Here is a 16,612-nt window from a genome sequence, read left to right as displayed (position 1 = left end):
GCGGTCAGGCCCCCGCCGCGTTCGGCCAGCTCTGCGCGTTCGGCCACCCCGTCGCCGGCGCCGGGGTCAGGCCGGCCGGCGGGGCCGTCATGCCGCGTACCTGGGCCGCCGTGAGGCCGCCGCGCGCCGGGACGCCGGGCGGGGTGGGGGCGACGGCGGCCGCGGGCATCGGGGCCATCGGCTGCTGCACGGGGGCCAGGGGCGGCTGCGCCGGTGGCGCTACCGGTACCGGCGCCGGCATCGGGGTGGGAGCGGGTGCGACCGGTGCGGGGGGCTGCTGCGGTGCGGTCGGCAGGGGCATCGGGGCCGGCTGGGGCGCCGCGGGCATCGGCAGTGGCTGGGGCGCCGCCGGCATCGGCATCCCGGCGCCGGGCGGGGGTACGGCGGCGGGGAGCGGCATGCCGGTGCCGGCGGCCGGAGCGGGGGCGGGCGAAGGGACGGCACCGGCTCGCGCGGCGGACGCCGCACCGGCGGCCATGGCCTGGGCCTGCGCGGCCAGGCCCCGTACGCCGCCTCCGTTGGTCTCGCTGACCAGCCGGTCCACGGCCGCCGTACCCGAGCTGTAGCTGGTCCCGGTGCCCAGCTCGGGTACGGCGGCACCCCTCCCGGACCCGTAGAGCACCTGCTCCAGGCCGGACACCAGGCGACGCACGTCGACCTGGGGGCGCACCACGAGTCTCAGGAAGCGGCTGGAGGAGCCGATCTTGTTGCCGCACTCGCGGACCAGGATCCGGTGCTGGTCGAGCATCCGGTCCCGGACCACCGTGCCCTCGGCTCCGACAGGCAGTCGTACGAAGAGGAAGTTCCCCTGCGAGGGGTACACCGTCAGTCCCGGCAGCGCCGACAGATGGCTGGCCATCTCCAGGCGGTCGCGGCGGATCTGCGTGAGGCTCTGCGCGTACTCGGGCCCGTGGTCGCGCAGCATGAACACCACGTGCTCGGCGAAGGAGTTGAGGTTCCACTTCGGCAGCATCGAGCGGACCCTGGCCGCGAGGGCCGGGTTCGCCACCAGATAGCCGAAGCGGACGCCGTGCAGGCCGAAGTTCTTGCCGAGGCTGCGCAGGACGATGACGTTCGGGCGCAGGATCGCCTCCTGCACGACGCTCGGGTCCGTCTCGGCGTCGGCGAACTCCAGGAACGACTCGTCCACGACGACCAGGTCCAGGTCCGCCATCGCGTCCATGAACTGCACCACCTGCTGCTTGCGCAGGTAGCCGCCGTCGGGGTTGTTCGGGTTGCAGACGACCGCGACGCGCGTGCCGCGGGCCCGGATGAAGTCCGCGTACTGGGCGAGGTCCAGCGCGAAGCCGCTCGCCTCCTGCAGCGGAAACATGTCGACCCGCTTGCCGGTCTCCATCGGCTGGTCGGTCCAGCGGCCGAAGGTGGGCACCGGCACCGCCAGCGACGCGCGGACCAGCAGGTGGTCGATCCAGGAGATCAGCTCCGTCGAGCCGTTGCCCATCGCCACGCACTGGGGCGGCAGTTGCAGCAGGGAGCACAGCTCACCGGTGATGGTGTCGGCACCGCTCGGGTAGTACGTGACGATCTCGCGCAGCCGGGCTGCCAGCTCGTCGAACATGGCCGCGGTGGGGAAGTACGGGTTGCACGGGACGCAGAAGTCCACCGGGCCCGTCCCGTCCCCGCCCTCCCGGGTCAGCGCCGCCATCGAGGGGCTGTGCGCGGCGGTGCCGCGGAACAGCGAGGTGACGTTGCCGGCCAAGGGGACCTCCGTTCAAGGCGGCCCGTGCGGGGGAGCACGGGCCGCCCATGAGTACGCAGACGGCGGTCCCGGTGTTCAACTCACCCGAGGATCAGGTGGTTTCAGGCGCTGAACTTGTGGATCGTCGTCGTCCGGTAGGTCTGGCCGGGCCGCAGCACCGTGGACGGGAACTTCGGCTCGTTCGGGGAGTCCGGGAAGTGCTGGGTCTCCAGGGCCAGGCCGTCGCCCTGCCGGTAGGTGTGGCCGGAGGGGCCGACGAGGGTGCCGTCGAGGAAGTTGCCCGAGTAGAACTGCACTCCGGGCTGGTCGGTGAAGATCTTCAGGGTGCGACCGGACTCCGGGTCGCGCAGCGTCACCACGTGCTCGGGACGCGCGGTCACGCCCTTGTCGAGCACGAAGTTGTGGTCGTAGCCCTTGGCGGTGACCAGCTGCGGGTGGCCGACGCGGATGTCCCGGCCGATCGGCTTGGGGTGGGTGAAGTCGAAGGGGGTGCCCTTGACCTTGGCCAGCTCGCCGGTCGGGATCAGGCCCGAGTCGGTCGGGGTGAACCGGCCTGCGGCGAGCCAGAGTTCGTGGTCGTAGATGCTGCCGCTGCCCTCGCCCGCGAGGTTGTAGTAGGTGTGGTTGGTGAGGTTCACGACCGTCGGCTTGTCGGTGGTCGCCTCGTAGTCGATCCGCCAGTCGCCGTGCCGGGTGAGGGTGAAGGTGACCTTCGTCTTCAGCGTGCCGGGGTAGCCCATCTCGCCGTCGACGCTCGTGTAGTGCAGGTGCAGGCCGACATCGGAGCCGGAGACGAAGGGCTCGATGTCCCACACCTTGGTGTTGAAGCCCTTGGCGCCGCCGTGCAGGCTGTTCACGCCGTCGTTGACGGACAGCTGGTACTTCTTGCCGTCGAGCGTGAACCGGCCCTTGGCGATGCGGTTGCCGTAGCGGCCGATGGTGGCGCCGAAGAAGGTGGTGCCCTTCACATAGGCGTCGAGGTTGTCGTAGCCGAGCGAGACGTTCGCGTACCGGCCGTGGCGGTCCGGTATCTCCAGGGACTGGATGATGCCGCCGTACGACAGCACCTTCAGCCGGGTGCCGCCGTTCGCCAGCGACCAGCGGTGGACCTTCGTGCCGTCGGCGAGCGTGCCGAAGTACTCCTTCACCGGCTTCCCGCCCTCCCGCGCCTGCTGTGCCCCCGGCGCGGCGGCGGCTGATGTCGCCGTCGCGCCGAGGGTGGTGGCGGTGATGCCCGCCGCCGCTGCTCCCGCGATGACCGTGCGTCTGTTCAGTTCCATGTGCGGCTCCTGCACAAAGGAGGGGCCCCGCCGGCTCTCCGGCGGGGCCCGGTCTGACTTACGAACCGGACTTGCGCTTGTTCCACACGTCGAAGCCGACCGCCGCCAACAGGGCCAGGCCCTTGATGACCTGCTGCCAGTCGGTGCCGACGCTGAGGAGGTTCATGCCGTTGTTCAGCACGCCGAGGACGAGACCGCCGATGATGGCGCCGAGGACGGTGCCGACACCGCCGCTCATGGAGGCGCCGCCGATGAACGAGGAGGCGATGGCCTCCAGTTCGAAGCCGTCGCCCGCCTTCGGCGAGGCCGCGTTCAGGCGGGCGGCGACCACCAGACCCGCCAGGGCCGCGAGCACGCCCATGTTCAGGAACACCTGGAAGGTGATGCGCTTGTCCTTCACACCGGACAGCTTCGCCGCCGGCAGGTTGCCGCCGATGGCGTAGATGTGGCGGCCGAAGACCGAGTTGCGCATGACGTATCCGTAGCCGCCCACCAGGACGCCGAGGATGATCAGGATGATCGGCGCGCCGTCGTAGCTGGCGAGCAGCATGGTGAGGGCGAGGATCGCGGCGACCAGCGCGACGAGCTTGAGCAGGAACAGCTTCACCGGCACCACGTCGAGCGAGAACTCCTGCTGGCGGCGCCGGTCGCGCATCTCCTGCCACACCACGCTGGCGATCAGGACGATGCCGAGGAGCAGGGTGAGGTTGTGGTAGTTGGTGTTCGGGCCGACCTCGGGCAGGAAGCCGTTGCCGATCTTCTGCAGGCCGTTCGGGAAGGGGCCGAGGGTCTGGCCCTTGAGGAGGATCTCCGTCAGGCCGCGGAAGAGCAGCATCCCGGCGAGGGTGACGATGAACGACGGTATGCCGAAGTACGCGATCAGGAAGCCCTGTACGGAGCCCGCCACCGCGCCCACCAGCAGGCACAGCACCAGGGCGAGGGGCCAGGCCATGTGGTGCTGCACGGTCAGCACGGCCGCGAAGGCGCCCACGAACGCCGTGATCGAGCCGACCGACAGGTCGATGTGCCCGGCGATGATCACCAGCATCATGCCGATCGCGAGGATCAGGATGTAGCTGTTCTGCAGCACCAGGTTGGAGACGTTGCGCGGCAGCAGCAGGTCGCCGCCGGTCCAGATCTGGAAGAGGACGACGATCAGACCGAGCGCGATCAGCATGCCGTACTGGCGCATGTTGCGGCGCAGGCCGCCGAGCACCAGCTGCAACAGACCCTCGCCGGCGGCCGATCCGCCCTTGCCCGGCGGCGCGGCCGCCGGGGTCTTGTCGGTGACGTCCGTGCTCATCGCGTTACCTCTTCGTCCTTCGCGTTGTCAGTCGGCGCCTTGTCTTTCGTCATCTGGCGCATCAGTACTTCCTGCGTGGCCTCGGACCGTGGCACCTCACCGGTCAGCCGCCCGGCGGCCATCGTGTAGATGCGGTCGCACATGCCGAGCAGTTCCGGCAGTTCGGAGGAGATGAAGACGACCGCCTTGCCCTGGGCGGCCAGCTGGTCGATGACCGTGTAGATCTCGTACTTGGCGCCCACGTCGATGCCGCGCGTGGGCTCGTCCAGGATCAGCACGTCCGGACCGGCGAAGATCCACTTGCTGAGGACGACCTTCTGCTGGTTGCCGCCGGACAGCTTGCCCACCGGCTCGAAGACGGTCGGCGCCTTGATGTTCATCGACTTGCGGAAGCCCTCGGAGACCTGCCGCTCCGCCTGCTCGTCCACCACGCCCCGCCTGGCGACCTTCTTCAGGGCGGTCAGCGAGATGTTGCGGTTGATGGTGTCGATGAGGTTCAGGCCGTAGTGCTTGCGGTCCTCGGTGACGTACGCGATGCCGTGCTCCACCGCCTCCGCGACGCTCTTCGTACGGATCTCGACGCCGTCCTTCAGGACCGTACCGCCCGCGTAACGGCCGTAGGTGCGGCCGAAGACGCTCATCGCGAGTTCGGTGCGGCCGGCGCCCATCAGGCCCGCGATGCCGACGATCTCGCCCCGGCGGACGCTCAGCGACACGTCGTCCACGACCTTGCGCTGCTGGTCGATGGGGTGGTGGACGGTCCAGTTGCGGATCTCCAGCGCCGGGGCCGCCCCCTCCTCCGGCTGGTGCGGGGTGCGCTCGGGGAAGCGGTTGTCGAGGTCGCGGCCCACCATGCCGCTGATGATCCGGTCCTCGGTCGTCTCCGGCGCCTTGACGTCCAGCGTCTCGATCGACCGGCCGTCCCGGATGATCGTCACCGAGTCGGCGACCTTGCGGATCTCGTTGAGCTTGTGGGAGATGATGATCGAGGTGATGCCCTGGTTCTTCAACTCCAGGATGAGATCGAGGAGCTTGCCGCTGTCCTCGTCGTTCAGCGCCGCCGTCGGCTCGTCGAGGATGAGCAGCTTCACCTCCTTCGACAGCGCCTTGGCGATCTCCACGAGCTGCTGCTTGCCCACGCCGATGTCGGCGACGCGGGTCTCCGGGTGCTCGTCGAGACCGACCCGGCGCAGCAGCTCGCTGGCGTGGCGCAGGGTCTCGCGCCAGTTGATCAGCCCGCGCGTGGCGTGCTCGTTGCCGAGGAAGATGTTCTCCGCGATGGAGAGGTACGGCACCAGCGCCAGCTCTTGGTGGATGATGACGATGCCGTGCTGCTCGCTCGCCCGGATGTCCTTGAACCGGCAGACCTCTGACTCGAAGAGGATCTCGCCCTCGTAGGTGCCGTGCGGATGGACACCGGAGAGCACCTTCATCAGGGTCGACTTCCCGGCGCCGTTCTCCCCGCAGATGGCGTGGACCTCGCCCTGGCGGACGGTCAGAGTGACGTCCGACAGCGCTTTGACACCGGGAAAGGTCTTGACGATCGAGCGCATTTCCAGGACGGGTCCCGCCATGGTCGTGCCTTCCAATCAATGTGGGGTCAGTTCGGCCCAGGGCAGATGGGCGGGATCACTTGAGCTGGGAGTCGGTGTAGTAGCCGCCCCCGACCAGGACGCTCTCGTAGTTGGTCTTGTCCACGCTCACCGGCTGGAGCAGGAAGGCGGGGACGACCTTGGCGCCGTTGGTGTAGGTCGTGGTGTCGTTGACCTGCGGCTTCTTGCCGTGCAGGACGTCGTCGACCATGGACACCGCGACGGAGGTCTCCTTGCGGCTGTCCTTGAAGACGGTCTGGGTCTGCTGGCCCGCGATGATCGACTTCACCGAGGCCAGCTCGGCGTCCTGGCCGGTGATGACCGGCAGCGGCTTGCTCGCGGAGCCGTAACCGTCCGACTTCAGCGCGGCGATGATGCCGATCGAGATGCCGTCGTACGGCGAGAGCACCGCGTCGACCTTGGCGCTCGAGTAGGTGGAGGTGAGGATGTCCTCCATGCGCTTCTGCGCGGTGGCGCCGTCCCAGCGCAGCGTGGTGACCTGGTTGAGCTTGGTCTGCCCGGACTTGACGACCAGTTCCTTCTTGTCGATGTACGGCTGGAACACCTTCATCGCGCCGTCGAAGAAGTACTGGGTGTTGTTGTCGTCGTTCGAACCGGCGAACAGCTCGATGTTGAACGGGCCCTTCTTGCCGGCGTCCAGGCCGAGCTTGTGCACGATGTAGGTGCCCTGGAGGGTGCCGACCTTCTCGTTGTCGAACGAGGCGTAGTAGTCGACGTTCTTGGTGCCGAGGATGAGCCGGTCGTAGGCGATGACCGGGATGTTGGCCTGCTTGGCCTCCTGGAGCACGTTGTTCAGGGACTTGTTGTCGATGGCCGCGATGATCAGGCCCTTGACGCCCTGCGTGATCATGTTCTCGATCTGCGAGACCTGGGTGCTCGGGTCGTCCTCGCCGTAGACCAGCTTGGTCTTGTACCCCTTGGCCTGGAGGTTCTTGACCATGTCGTTGCCGTCGTTGATCCACCGCTCGGAGGACTTCGTCGGCATCGCGATGCCGATCGTGGCGCCCTTGACGTCGCCCGTCTTCTCCTTGCTGCCGCCCGAACCGCTCTGGCCACAGGCGGTCAGGGTGAGGGCGAGCGAGGCGGCTCCGGCTATCGCGGCGAGTGCCGTTCTGCGGTTGCGCATGGTCATCATCCTTGATGTGTGTGGGGCGGTGCGGGGCTCGGCCTGGCGTGCGGAAGGACGCTCCGAGGCGGTGCGGGAGACCGAGAGATGTGTGGGATTGTGTTTGACTGCGTCTTCTTTTGTGAAGCGGATTGTCCGGAACGTTATGCGGAGATGTCGAACCGCTCGAGCGTCCCGGGCAGCCGTGAACCGAGGGGCGCCATGTCGCCGTCGGCTCCGTGCCGCGCGAGCAGGTCCAGGGCCAGTCGGCCGCGCCGCACCCGTTCCCGGGCGGTGGCGAGCGTGAGGTCCCGCAGCTGGTGTCCGTACGGGTAGATGCCGGGGCTCTTGGACAGCCCGAACTTCAGGTAGAGCGGTGCGCCGCGCCGGATCAGCTCGGCGACCTCGTACATCCGCACATAGCCGCCGAGGTCGTCGGGGGCCTCGATGTACATGTCCATGGGAGCCGCCGACACCCGGCGGATCTCGGTGAGGTGATCCAGCGTCAGGTCGCTGGGCACGTTGACGGAGTCGGCGCCGAGCCGCTCGTAGACGGCGTACGAGGCCGGGTTCACGGGGCCGATGAGCGCCGAGACCTTCAGCGTCGTGTCGGCCGGGACGAGGCCGGCCTCGCGGGCCCGGTGCAGGGTCCACAGCACGCCCTCGTCGGCGACGAGCAGGCACTTGACGCCCAGCTCCGTGGCCCGGACGGCGTCTTCGACGCATCCGGCGACGGCGTCGTGGCCGCGTGCGCGCAGTCCGGCCCCCCGCGAGTCGGAGCGCACCGAGGCGCCGGTGTCCCAGGTGCCGCGCGGGCCGGTGAACAGGCAGAGTTCGATGTCGCGTTCGGCGGTCGCCTCGACCATCTCGGTGATCTCGGCGTCGGTGAGCATCCACACACCGCTGCCCTGGCTGATCCGGTGGATCGGCACGTCCAGGCGGGAGGCCTCCTTGAGCACGACCGCGAGCGCCTCCGGCCCCTCGCACGAGGGGATCTCGGTGCGCCAGCGGCCGCCGCCCGGGAAGGTGTGGGGCGAGGCGTCGGCGGGGTCGAGTGCGGGCGCGCCCAGGCCGAGAGCGGCGAGCATCTGCTCGCCGGGCCTGCGGGCTGCCGGGGCGGAAGCGTCGGTCACGAGCTGTTCCTTCGCGGTCGAGACGTTCGAGATATCGGACAAGGTCCGCGGCTCTGGGTAGGAGAAGGCCTGGATCGCGGCCTTCATGGGGTACGCCGGCCAGGGCGCCGTCAGGTCACGCCCCGGCCGGCGTACGTCATCAGGGGCGGAGCAGCACCTTGCCCACCTTGGGGTCGCCGGCGCCCACGAGATCGATGGCCTGGGCGAACTCGGTCAGCGGCAGCTGGTGCGTGACCAGCGGCAGCGGGTCCAGCAGCCCGGCACCGAAGACGCGCACGGTGTGCGCCCAGGCGTCCGGGGGTGCCCCGAAGACGGTGTGCACCTCCAGCTGCCGTACGACCAGGTCGGTCGGGTCGAGCCCGTCCGCGCCCGGCGCCGGGATCCCGGTCAGGACCAGGCGCCCGCCGCGCCGCAGCAGCGCGGCGGCGGTGCGCGCGGCGGACGCGGACCCGGCCGTCTCGATCACGACGTCGAAGTCGTCGGGGAGGGCCTGGTCCCGGGTGCGGAAGTCGCTCGCCCCGAACCGGCGGGACAGCTCCTCGCGGTCGTCGCGGGTGCCGACGACGAGCAGCTCGGCCGGCGAGACCGCCTTCAGGAACTGCACGGCGAACATCCCGAGCGTCCCGGTGCCGACCACCGCGACCCGCTCACCGGGCTGGGCCGCCGCCTTGAGCGCGGCCGCCGCGATGCAGGCGGCCGGCTCCAGCAGCGCGGCGGCGGTGAGGTCGGCGTCGTCCGGCAGGGCGTGCAGCAGCCGGGCGGGCAGGGTGAGCGTCGCGGCCATGGCGCCCGGCTGGGTGAAGCCGGTCTCCTCGTAGCCGTCGGTGCACAGCGTGGTCTCGCCCGCGTGGCAGCGGTCGCACACCTGGCAGTTGCGAAAGCCTTCACCGACGACCTTGCGGCCGGTGAGCGAGCCGGGCACTCCCGGCCCCACCCTCGCCACCGTCCCCGACCACTCGTGCCCCGGCGTCAGGGGGTAACGGACATACCCCTCGGGCCGGTTGCCCTGGTACACCTCCCGGTCGCTGCCGCAGATCCCGACGGCGTGCACGGCGACCAGGGCCTCGCCGGGGCCGGGCTCGCGGGGCGTGTGCTCCTCGACCCGGTGGGTGCCCGGCGCCTCGACGACGACCTGCGAACTCACTGGTCGTCCTTCGGGCTGCGCTTCTCCCAGCCCTCGGCCCACAGGTCGAAGTGGGCGCGCTGCTGCGGGAACTCGGCCGCGGCGTCGACGTCCAGCTCGACCCCGAGCCCGGGCGCGTCGGAGAGGTGGAAGTACCCGTCCACGACCTGCGGCGCGCCCTTGACCACCTTCTTGATCTCCGCGTCCGCGAAGTCGTTGAAGTGCTCAAGGATCTTGAAGTTCGGCGCGGTGAAGCCGACCTGCAGGGAGGCGGCGGTGAGCACCGACCCGCCGACGTTGTGCGGCGCGACGAGCATGTAGTGCGTCTCGGCGGTGGCGGCGAGCTTGCGGGTCTCCCAGATGCCGCCGATGTGGCCGACGTCCGGCTGGATGATGTCCACGGCCTGGCTGTCGAACAGCTCCCGGAACTCGATGCGGTCGTGGATCCGCTCACCGGTGGCCACCGGGACGTCCACCTTGTCGGCCACCTTCTGAAGCGCCTTCAGGTTCTCCGGCGGCACCGGCTCCTCCAGCCAGGCCGGCCGGTACGGCGCCATCTCCTTCGCCAGCCGGACGGCGGTCGCGGGGGAGAAGCGGCCGTGCATCTCCAGCATCAGCTCGGCGTCGGGCCCGATCGCGTCCCGCACGGCCTCGATGAGCGAGACCGCGTACAGGGTCTGCTCGTGGTCCAGCTCGAAGTGGCCGGTGCCGAAGGGGTCGATCTTCAGCGCCTTGTACCCGCGCTCCATCACCCCCTGGGCGGCCTTGTGGTACGCCTCCGGCGTTCGCTCGGTCGTGTACCACCCGTTGGCGTACGCCTTGACCTTGTCGGTCACCTTGCCGCCGAGCAGCTGCCACACCGGCACGCCCAGCGCCTTGCCCTTGATGTCCCAGCACGCCATCTCGATCACGGCGATGCCGGACATCACGATCTCGCCGGCCCGCCCGTAGTCGCCGTACTTCATCCGGCGTACCAGGTCCTCGACGGCGAACGGATCCGAGCCGAGAATGTGATTGGCCTCGGCCTCGCGTAGATAGCCGATCAGCGCGTCGGTGTGACCGAGCATCCGGGTCTCGCCGACTCCCGTGATCCCCTCGTCGGTGTGCACCTGGACGTAGGTCAGGTTGCGCCACGGCGTGCCGACCACGTGCGTGCTGATTCCGGTGATGCGCACGGCAGTTGCCCCTCAGCTGTTCGAGATTTCGTCACACGTTCGAAATGCTGGCGTGACAGTAAGGACGGGGCGGCGGAGGTGTCAATGGGTCGAACAGGTAACGGTTTCGGCAAGGCTTTCGAGAATTCTTTCGCTGATCTACGAAACCTTCACAGGCACCCCTAGGAACGTCACCGGCGGGGAATCTAGTCTTCCCGCGTCATGGACTACTGCTACCCGTGCCAACGGCACCTCAACGGCGCCCTGGCCTGCCCCGGGTGCGGAACACCGGCGCACGCCGCCGCCTACGCGTACGCGGGCGCGGGGGAGACACCGGGGCACGGCGGTGGTCGCCCCCCGGCCACCCCCGGCGCGGAGTACGCCGCCCGGGTCCCGGCACAGGGACACGGGGCACCCCAGGAACACACCCACGGCGTACCGCAGGGGTACGCGGGCGGTGTGCCGGAGGAGTACGGGTACGGCGGATCCTCGGCGTACCCGGCTGCCGGGGCGGGGGAGCCGGCGGGACCGGGGCCGGGGCCGTTTCCCGAGCCCCAGCCCACAGCGCGCGCTGCGTCCGCGCCGGGGCCTGGGCACGGCCCCGCAGCCGGGCGCGGGCACTACCCGGAAGGCGGGCTTGGGCATGGCCCAGGAGCCGGGCGTGGGTACCACCCGGAAGGCGGGCTTGGGCATGGCTCCGGAGCCGGGCGCGGGCACGACCTCGAAGCGGGGCCCGGGCATGGATCCGGGGCCGCGTCCGGATACCTCCCCGGCACCGTGCCCGGGCACAGCCCGGGCGCCGAGTCCGGGTACGGTCCGGGCGGGTTGCCCGGGCGCAGTCCGGATGCCGAGTCCGGGTATGGTCCGGGCGGGTTGCCCGGGCGTAGCCCGGATGCCGAGTCCGGGTATGGTCCCGGCGCCATGCCCGGAAGCAACACGGGCGCCGCGTCCGGACACAACCCCGGCACCGTGCGCGGGCACGACCCGAAGGCCGACTCCTCACTCCGGCCCGGCGCGATGCCCGGACACAACCCCGCAGGCGAGTCCGGACACGGCCCCGCGGGCGAGCCCGGTGTGGACCCCGAAGCCGGTCCCGGGGGCGAACCCGAGGCCGGTTCCGGGCGTGACCCCGAAGCAGAGTCCCGGCAGGGCGGCGAAGACGAGCCGGCGGCCGGTGCCGGGGGGCGGGCCGCCCGGCGCAAGGGTGGCGGTCCGGCCGGGCCGGACGCCAGCCGGCGCGATCGCAAGGCCGCCGTCCACCGGCGCCGACGGCGCCGTACGCTGCTCGTCGCCGCGGGTTTCGTCATCGCCGCGGGCGGCCTCAGCCTCGCCGAACTGGGCACGGACGCGCCCTTCTCGCCGTTCTCGGGCGGCACCCCGGCCGCCTCCGGGGACACCGCGGCGGAGGGCGGTACGGCCTCCGCGTCGCCCGGCGGCACGGCCGATCCGGCGAGCGGCACCTCCGGGGCCACACCCGGCGCGGGCGGCGCCGCCTCCCGGGGCGCCTCGGCCTCGCACGCGAGCAAGCCGCCGAAGGGCAAGGCCTCCACGTCCCCGAAGGCCGAGGACACCGGCGCCGCGGTCCCGTCGGGCGCGACGGGTCCCGGCCCGAGCCCCACCGCACCGGCGCCCACGGCCACCTCGCACGCCCCGACCACCCCGACCGGCGCCCCGACGAAGTCCCACCCGACCCCGGCGCCGTCGCCGAGCAACACCTGCAACCGCTTCCTGTGGTGGTGCGCCTGAGCACCTGAGCCCAGTCGCGCCCGCGCGCGCCACCCCTGCCATCCGCCATCCGGGGCATCGAAGACACCCACGGGCGCCTGCGGCGGTTGAGTCGAACGGGTACATCTCCCCGTACCGGTCTCGGGAACGTCCGGAGCGGGAACGGGCGTTGTGCGAGGGGCAGCGAGAGCGGCTCAGGAGGAGAGCGGATGCGACAGGAGATCACCGTCCACGGCACCGTCGCCGAGGGCTTCGAGGCGGTGCGCGAGGAGTTCACCGCGTTCGTCGCCGGGGAACGGGACGACTACGAGGGTCAGTTGTGCGCGTACGTGCACGGAAGGCGGGTCGTCGACCTGTGGGCGGGCGGCGAGGCCGACTCCCTGTACGGCGTGTTCTCGTCCACCAAGGGCGCGGCGCACCTGGTGGTGGCGCTCCTGGTGCAGGAGGGCACGCTGGAGCTGGACCGCAAAGTGACGTACTACTGGCCCGAGTTCGGCGCCGAGGGCAAGGGCGCGCTGACGCTCCGGGAGCTGATGGCGCACCGGGCGGGGCTGGTCGGGATCGACGCCGGGTTCTCGGTCGAGGAGATGGCGGACGACCGGGCGATCGCCGAACGGCTCGCGGACCAGAAGCCGTTCTGGCGCCCGGGCACGGCCTTCGGCTACCACGCGCTGGTGATCGGCGCGCTCACCGGCGAGGTGGTGCGCCGGGCCACGGGGCACACGCTCCAGGAGGTGTACGAGGAGCGGGTGCGCGCCCCGTACGGCACGGACTTCTTCCTGGGCCTGCCCGCCTCCGAGGAGCCCCGCTACCGCACGGTGCAGCCGATGCTGCCGACCCCGCAGCAGCAGGCACTGATCGACGCCGAGCCGGTCGGCCCGCACACGCTGACCGCGATCGCCTTCAACCGCCATGTGCCGCGGCCGCAGACGCTGGAGGAGTACGTCAACTCCCGCCTGGTACGCGCCAAGGGGCCGGCGTCGGCGGGCGGGGTCGCCTCCGCGCGCGGGCTCGCGACGATGTACGCGGCGGCCATCAGCGAGCTGGGGGACCGCCCGCCGCTGCTGAAGCCGGACACGGTCGCCGAAGTGGGCCAGATCCACTCCGTCGGCTACGACCTGGTGGCCCGCGCGCACAAGTCGTACGGCCTCGGCTTCCAGGCCACGGCGGACATGTGGCACCCGGTCCTGGGCGCGGGCGCCTTCGGCCACAGCGGCGCGGGCGGCTCGCAGGCCTTCGCGGACCCGCGCAGCGGGCTGGCGTACGGGTACGCGCGCCGCAGAATGGTGTTCCCGGGCGGGGCGGCACCGGAGAACGAGGCGCTGGTGCGCGCCGTGCACCGGGCGGCGCTGGCCTGCTGAGGCCGGACCGGGACAGCCGCACCCCACGTCCAAGGATGCGGCTGCCACCGGGAGAACGACGGTGGTCAGACGAGCGTCACGGTGATGTTCCCGCGCGTCGCCTTCGAGTACGGACACACCTGGTGCGCCTTCTCGACCAGTGCCCGGGCCTCCTCGGCGGACACGTTCGGGATGTTCGCCGAGATCTCCACGATGATCCCGAACCCCTCGTCGTTCTTTCCGATGCCGACCTTCGCGGTGACGGTCGAGCCGGAGACGTCGGCGCCCTCCTGCCGGGCCACGACGCCGAGCGCGCCCTGGAAGCAGGCGCTGTAACCGGCGGCGAACAGCTGCTCCGGATTGGTGCCGGCGCCGTTGCCGCCCATCTCCTTCGGCGGGTTGACGACGACGTCGAGTCGGCCGTCGTCCGTGGCGACCCGGCCGTCACGGCCGTTCTCGGCGGTGGCGACGGCGGTGTACAGGACGTCGGACTGCGTGATGGGCATGCGGTTGTCTTCCTCCTCGGTCCGCCGCGACTCGCGCCCACGATCGACGACGGATTTCGGAATGAAGTTACCGCATGCCGGAAACGCCGGGGAAGGGCTGGCCGGAACCTCAGAGCTTGACGATCATCTTGCCGATGTTGTCGCCGCGCAGGACCCCGAGGAACGCCTCCAGGTTGTTCTCGATGCCCTCGACGACCGTCTCGCGGTACTTCAGCGCGCCCGAGGCCACCCACGGCCCGACCTTCTGGACGAACTCCGGCTGGAGGTCGTAGTGGTCGCCGACCAGGAAGCCCTCGATGCGGCCGCGGGTCTGGATCAGCCGGGCGAGGTTCTTCGGGCCGGGCGCGGGCTCGGTGTTGTTGTAGACCGAGATCATGCCGCAGACGGCGATGCGCCCGCCCTGGCGCAGCGAGCCGATGGCGGCCTCCAGGTGGTCCCCGCCGACGTTGTCGAAGTACACGTCGATGCCGTCGGGCGCCGCCTCGCGCAGCTGCTCGCCCACCGGGCCGTTCCTGTAGTTGAACGCGGCGTCGAAGCCGTACTCCTCGACCAGCAGCTTGACCTTCTCGTCGGAGCCGGCCGAGCCGATGACCCGCGAGGCGCCCAGCAGCTTGGCGAGCTGGCCGACCTCGCTGCCCACGGCTCCCGCGGCGCCGGAGACGAAGACGATGTCGCCCTCCTTGAAGGCGGCGGTGCGCAGCAGGCCGGCGTAGGCGGTCAGGCCGGTCATGCCGAGCACGCCGAGGTACGCCGACAGCGGCACCTGGTGGGCCGTGTCGTCGACCTTGACGGCCGGGACGGCCGCCGGGCCGACCTTGACCGCGTTCTTCGCGTCCACCACCGCGTACTCGCGCCAGCCGAAGAAGTGCAGGACGTGGTCGCCGGCCTCGATGCCCTCGGCGTGCGACTCGATCACCTCGCCGACCGCGCCGCCCTGCATGACCTTGCCCAGCTCGAAGGGGGCGGCGTAGGACTTGGCGGCACTCATCCGGCCCCGCATGTACGGGTCCACCGAGAGGTACTTGTTCCGCACCAGTACCTGGCCCTCGCCGGGGGTCGGGACCTCGGTCTCGACCAGGGCGAAGTCCTCGGGCTTGGGCCATCCGACGGGACGGCTGAGCAGGTGCCACTCGCGGTTGATCATGACAGGGCCTTTCCGCTTTTACTTCAGTACCTGAAACAACCATGCGCCTGAATATTTCAGTATGTCAAGTAAAGGGGTATCCTGGCGTGTATGGCCACACCACCGAAGACCCACCGCCCCGATGCCCTCACGATGGAGGTCGTCGAACTCATCGGGGACGTCGTGGCCCGCTTCTACGCGGACTACGAGAAGGCGGCGGGGGAGCACGCCCTGACCGGACCCCAGGCCCGGCTCCTCAGCCTGCTCTCGGTGGAGCCGCTGCCGATGCGCAAGCTCGCGCAGAAGCTGAAGTGCGAGCCGTCCAACGTGACCGGGATCGTGGACCGGCTGGAGTCCCGGGGGCTGGTCGAGCGGCGCCCCGACCCGGACGACCGCAGGGTGAAGGTGGCCGCCGCCACCGAGGACGGCCTGCGCGTCGCCCGTGACCTGCGCGAGGGCCTCCACTTCGCCCGCGAACCCCTCGCCGGCCTCTCGGCGGACGAACGCCGGGCGCTGCGCGATCTGCTGCGCAGCATGCTGGCCGGCTGAGCATCGGCCGGTCGGCCGTCGGTAAGGTCTTCGCCATGCGTGATCTCGGGGTGGGGTTCGGTCATCTGCTGAAGGGCCAGCGCTGGGTGAGCCGGCACGGCAGGCAGTACGGCTTCGGGCTGCTGCCCGCACTGATCACCCTGGTGCTGTACGGGGCGGCGCTGGTCGCGCTCGCCGTGTGGGGCGAGGACGCGGTCACCTGGGCGACGCCGTTCGCGGACGGCTGGGCCGACCCCTGGCAGGGCCTGTTCCGCGGCTTGCTGACCGCCGTCCTGTTCGCCCTCGGCCTGCTGTTGGCCGTGCTCACCTTCACGGCCGTCACCCTGCTGGTCGGCCAGCCCTTCTACGAGAGCCTGTCGGAACGGGTCGACGCCGACGTCTCACCCGACGGCACCGCCCCGCGCTCGGAGCTGCCCCTCTGGCGCGAGCTGTGGACATCGGCCCGCGACAGCCTGCGCGTGCTGGTGCGGGCCGGCCTGTGGGGCGTGCTGCTGTTCGGCCTGGGCCTGCTGCCCCTCGTCGGCCAGACCGTGGTCCCCGTGGTCGGCTTCTTCGTCACCGGCTTCTTCCTCACCGAGGAACTGACCGCGGTGGCCCTGCAGCGCCGGGGCGTCGAACTGTGCGACCGGCTCGCCCTGCTCCGCTCCCGCAAGACCCTCGTCTGGGGCTTCGGCACGCCCCTCGGGCTCGCCTTCCTGGTGCCGTTCGCCGCCGTGTTCCTGATGCCGGGGGCGGTGGCGGGGGCGACGCTGCTGGCCCGGGAACTGACAGGGGAGGACACCGGGGGCGCTCCGGCCGGTGGAGAGACCCCCGTGCGGAGGGCGTCACCTTCCGGCTCCCGGTGAGTCCGGGATCCGTGCCGCCGTCTCCCGCAGGGCCCTGATGGAGGCCTGCGTCGTCGGTGTCGGCGACCGGTTTTGGGACCGTTGCCGGGTGGA

General features: G+C 70.8%; 14 protein-coding genes and 1 pseudogene. 5 read left to right on the top strand and 10 right to left on the bottom strand.

The annotated features are described in order from the left end of the window. Positions 1-4: 4 nt before the first annotated feature. The 8 genes from ACZ60X_RS03240 to ACZ60X_RS03205 all read right to left on the bottom strand — a co-directional run bounded on the left by ACZ60X_RS03240 (position 5) and on the right by ACZ60X_RS03205 (position 10,452). Positions 5-1,720 (bottom strand): pyridoxal phosphate-dependent aminotransferase, encoded by a 1,716-nt coding sequence (locus tag ACZ60X_RS03240; protein WP_469592650.1) that lies wholly within the window; start codon positions 1,718-1,720, stop codon positions 5-7. A gap of 101 nt (positions 1,721-1,821) precedes the next feature. Then, positions 1,822-3,000 (bottom strand): aldose epimerase family protein, encoded by a 1,179-nt coding sequence (locus ACZ60X_RS03235; RefSeq protein ID WP_469592648.1) that lies wholly within the window; start codon positions 2,998-3,000, stop codon positions 1,822-1,824. A 58-nt stretch (positions 3,001-3,058) separates the two neighbouring features. Continuing rightward, positions 3,059-4,303 carry a multiple monosaccharide ABC transporter permease gene (mmsB, locus tag ACZ60X_RS03230; RefSeq protein WP_469592646.1) on the bottom strand — a complete coding sequence of 415 codons (1,245 nt, stop codon included), beginning with the start codon at positions 4,301-4,303 and terminating at the stop codon, positions 3,059-3,061. Continuing rightward, positions 4,300-5,877 carry a multiple monosaccharide ABC transporter ATP-binding protein gene (mmsA, locus tag ACZ60X_RS03225; RefSeq protein WP_469592643.1) on the bottom strand — a complete coding sequence of 526 codons (1,578 nt, stop codon included), beginning with the start codon at positions 5,875-5,877 and terminating at the stop codon, positions 4,300-4,302. The genes mmsB and mmsA overlap by 4 nt, the downstream gene beginning before the upstream one ends. Before the next feature lie 55 nt (positions 5,878-5,932). Beyond that, positions 5,933-7,042, bottom strand: coding sequence for a multiple monosaccharide ABC transporter substrate-binding protein (gene chvE, locus ACZ60X_RS03220; protein WP_469592641.1), 1,110 nt, complete (start codon positions 7,040-7,042; stop codon positions 5,933-5,935). Between the two features lie 143 nt (positions 7,043-7,185). Then, positions 7,186-8,154, bottom strand: a complete 969-nt coding sequence (locus ACZ60X_RS03215; RefSeq protein WP_469592639.1) for a hypothetical protein — start codon at positions 8,152-8,154, stop codon at positions 7,186-7,188. A 139-nt stretch (positions 8,155-8,293) separates the two neighbouring features. After that, positions 8,294-9,298, bottom strand: a complete 1,005-nt coding sequence (locus tag ACZ60X_RS03210) for a zinc-dependent alcohol dehydrogenase (protein WP_469592637.1) — start codon at positions 9,296-9,298, stop codon at positions 8,294-8,296. Next, positions 9,295-10,452, bottom strand: a complete 1,158-nt coding sequence (locus ACZ60X_RS03205; protein ID WP_469592635.1) for a mandelate racemase/muconate lactonizing enzyme family protein — start codon at positions 10,450-10,452, stop codon at positions 9,295-9,297. The genes ACZ60X_RS03210 and ACZ60X_RS03205 overlap by 4 nt, the downstream gene beginning before the upstream one ends. 201 nt (positions 10,453-10,653) lie before the next feature. Here ACZ60X_RS03205 and ACZ60X_RS03200 point away from each other — a divergent pair. The 3 genes and pseudogenes from ACZ60X_RS03200 to ACZ60X_RS03190 form a co-directional block, all read left to right on the top strand. Beyond that, positions 10,654-10,770, top strand: a pseudogene (locus ACZ60X_RS03200) (SCO2400 family protein); the annotation flags it as partial. Positions 10,771-11,352: 582 nt separating this feature from the next. After that, entirely contained in the window at positions 11,353-12,177 is an 825-nt protein-coding gene (locus ACZ60X_RS03195; RefSeq protein ID WP_469593010.1) for an SCO2400 family protein, read from the top strand. A 188-nt stretch (positions 12,178-12,365) separates the two neighbouring features. After that, positions 12,366-13,517 carry a serine hydrolase domain-containing protein gene (locus ACZ60X_RS03190; RefSeq protein WP_469592633.1) on the top strand — a complete coding sequence of 384 codons (1,152 nt, stop codon included), beginning with the start codon at positions 12,366-12,368 and terminating at the stop codon, positions 13,515-13,517. A 65-nt stretch (positions 13,518-13,582) separates the two neighbouring features. Here ACZ60X_RS03190 and ACZ60X_RS03185 read toward each other — a convergent pair whose 3' ends face one another. Continuing rightward, entirely contained in the window at positions 13,583-14,002 is a 420-nt protein-coding gene (locus tag ACZ60X_RS03185; RefSeq protein ID WP_469592631.1) for an organic hydroperoxide resistance protein, read from the bottom strand. Between the two features lie 109 nt (positions 14,003-14,111). After that, positions 14,112-15,146: an NADP-dependent oxidoreductase gene (locus tag ACZ60X_RS03180; protein ID WP_469592628.1), complete on the bottom strand. Its 1,035-nt coding sequence runs from the start codon at positions 15,144-15,146 to the stop codon at positions 14,112-14,114. Positions 15,147-15,236: 90 nt separating this feature from the next. Here ACZ60X_RS03180 and ACZ60X_RS03175 point away from each other — a divergent pair, with 90 nt between their 5' ends. Continuing rightward, positions 15,237-15,674 carry a MarR family winged helix-turn-helix transcriptional regulator gene (locus ACZ60X_RS03175; RefSeq protein WP_469592626.1) on the top strand — a complete coding sequence of 146 codons (438 nt, stop codon included), beginning with the start codon at positions 15,237-15,239 and terminating at the stop codon, positions 15,672-15,674. A 35-nt stretch (positions 15,675-15,709) separates the two neighbouring features. Beyond that, the gene (locus ACZ60X_RS03170) at positions 15,710-16,519 is read left to right on the top strand and encodes an EI24 domain-containing protein (protein WP_469592624.1); all 810 of its coding nucleotides are present in this window, start codon (positions 15,710-15,712) and stop codon (positions 16,517-16,519) included. Positions 16,520-16,612: the final 93 nt, after the last annotated feature.

This window comes from Streptomyces sp. NPDC104106 (genome assembly GCF_055584345.1).
The sequence above is the reverse complement of the archived record's forward strand: the minus strand, read 5'-3'. Positions and strand labels throughout refer to the sequence as shown.

Excerpts from the sequence above, each read along its gene's own strand:
- ACZ60X_RS03235 (WP_469592648.1), bottom strand. The coding sequence starts at position 3,000 with ATGGAACTGAACAGACGCACGGTCATCGCGGGAGCAGCGGCGGCGGGC.
- mmsB (WP_469592646.1), bottom strand. The coding sequence starts at position 4,303 with ATGAGCACGGACGTCACCGACAAGACCCCGGCGGCCGCGCCGCCGGGC.
- mmsA (WP_469592643.1), bottom strand. The coding sequence starts at position 5,877 with ATGGCGGGACCCGTCCTGGAAATGCGCTCGATCGTCAAGACCTTTCCC.
- chvE (WP_469592641.1), bottom strand. The coding sequence starts at position 7,042 with ATGCGCAACCGCAGAACGGCACTCGCCGCGATAGCCGGAGCCGCCTCG.
- ACZ60X_RS03195 (WP_469593010.1), top strand. The coding sequence starts at position 11,353 with ATGCCCGGAAGCAACACGGGCGCCGCGTCCGGACACAACCCCGGCACC.
- ACZ60X_RS03190 (WP_469592633.1), top strand. The coding sequence starts at position 12,366 with ATGCGACAGGAGATCACCGTCCACGGCACCGTCGCCGAGGGCTTCGAG.
- ACZ60X_RS03185 (WP_469592631.1), bottom strand. The coding sequence starts at position 14,002 with ATGCCCATCACGCAGTCCGACGTCCTGTACACCGCCGTCGCCACCGCC.
- ACZ60X_RS03180 (WP_469592628.1), bottom strand. The coding sequence starts at position 15,146 with ATGATCAACCGCGAGTGGCACCTGCTCAGCCGTCCCGTCGGATGGCCC.
- ACZ60X_RS03175 (WP_469592626.1), top strand. The coding sequence starts at position 15,237 with ATGGCCACACCACCGAAGACCCACCGCCCCGATGCCCTCACGATGGAG.
- ACZ60X_RS03170 (WP_469592624.1), top strand. The coding sequence starts at position 15,710 with ATGCGTGATCTCGGGGTGGGGTTCGGTCATCTGCTGAAGGGCCAGCGC.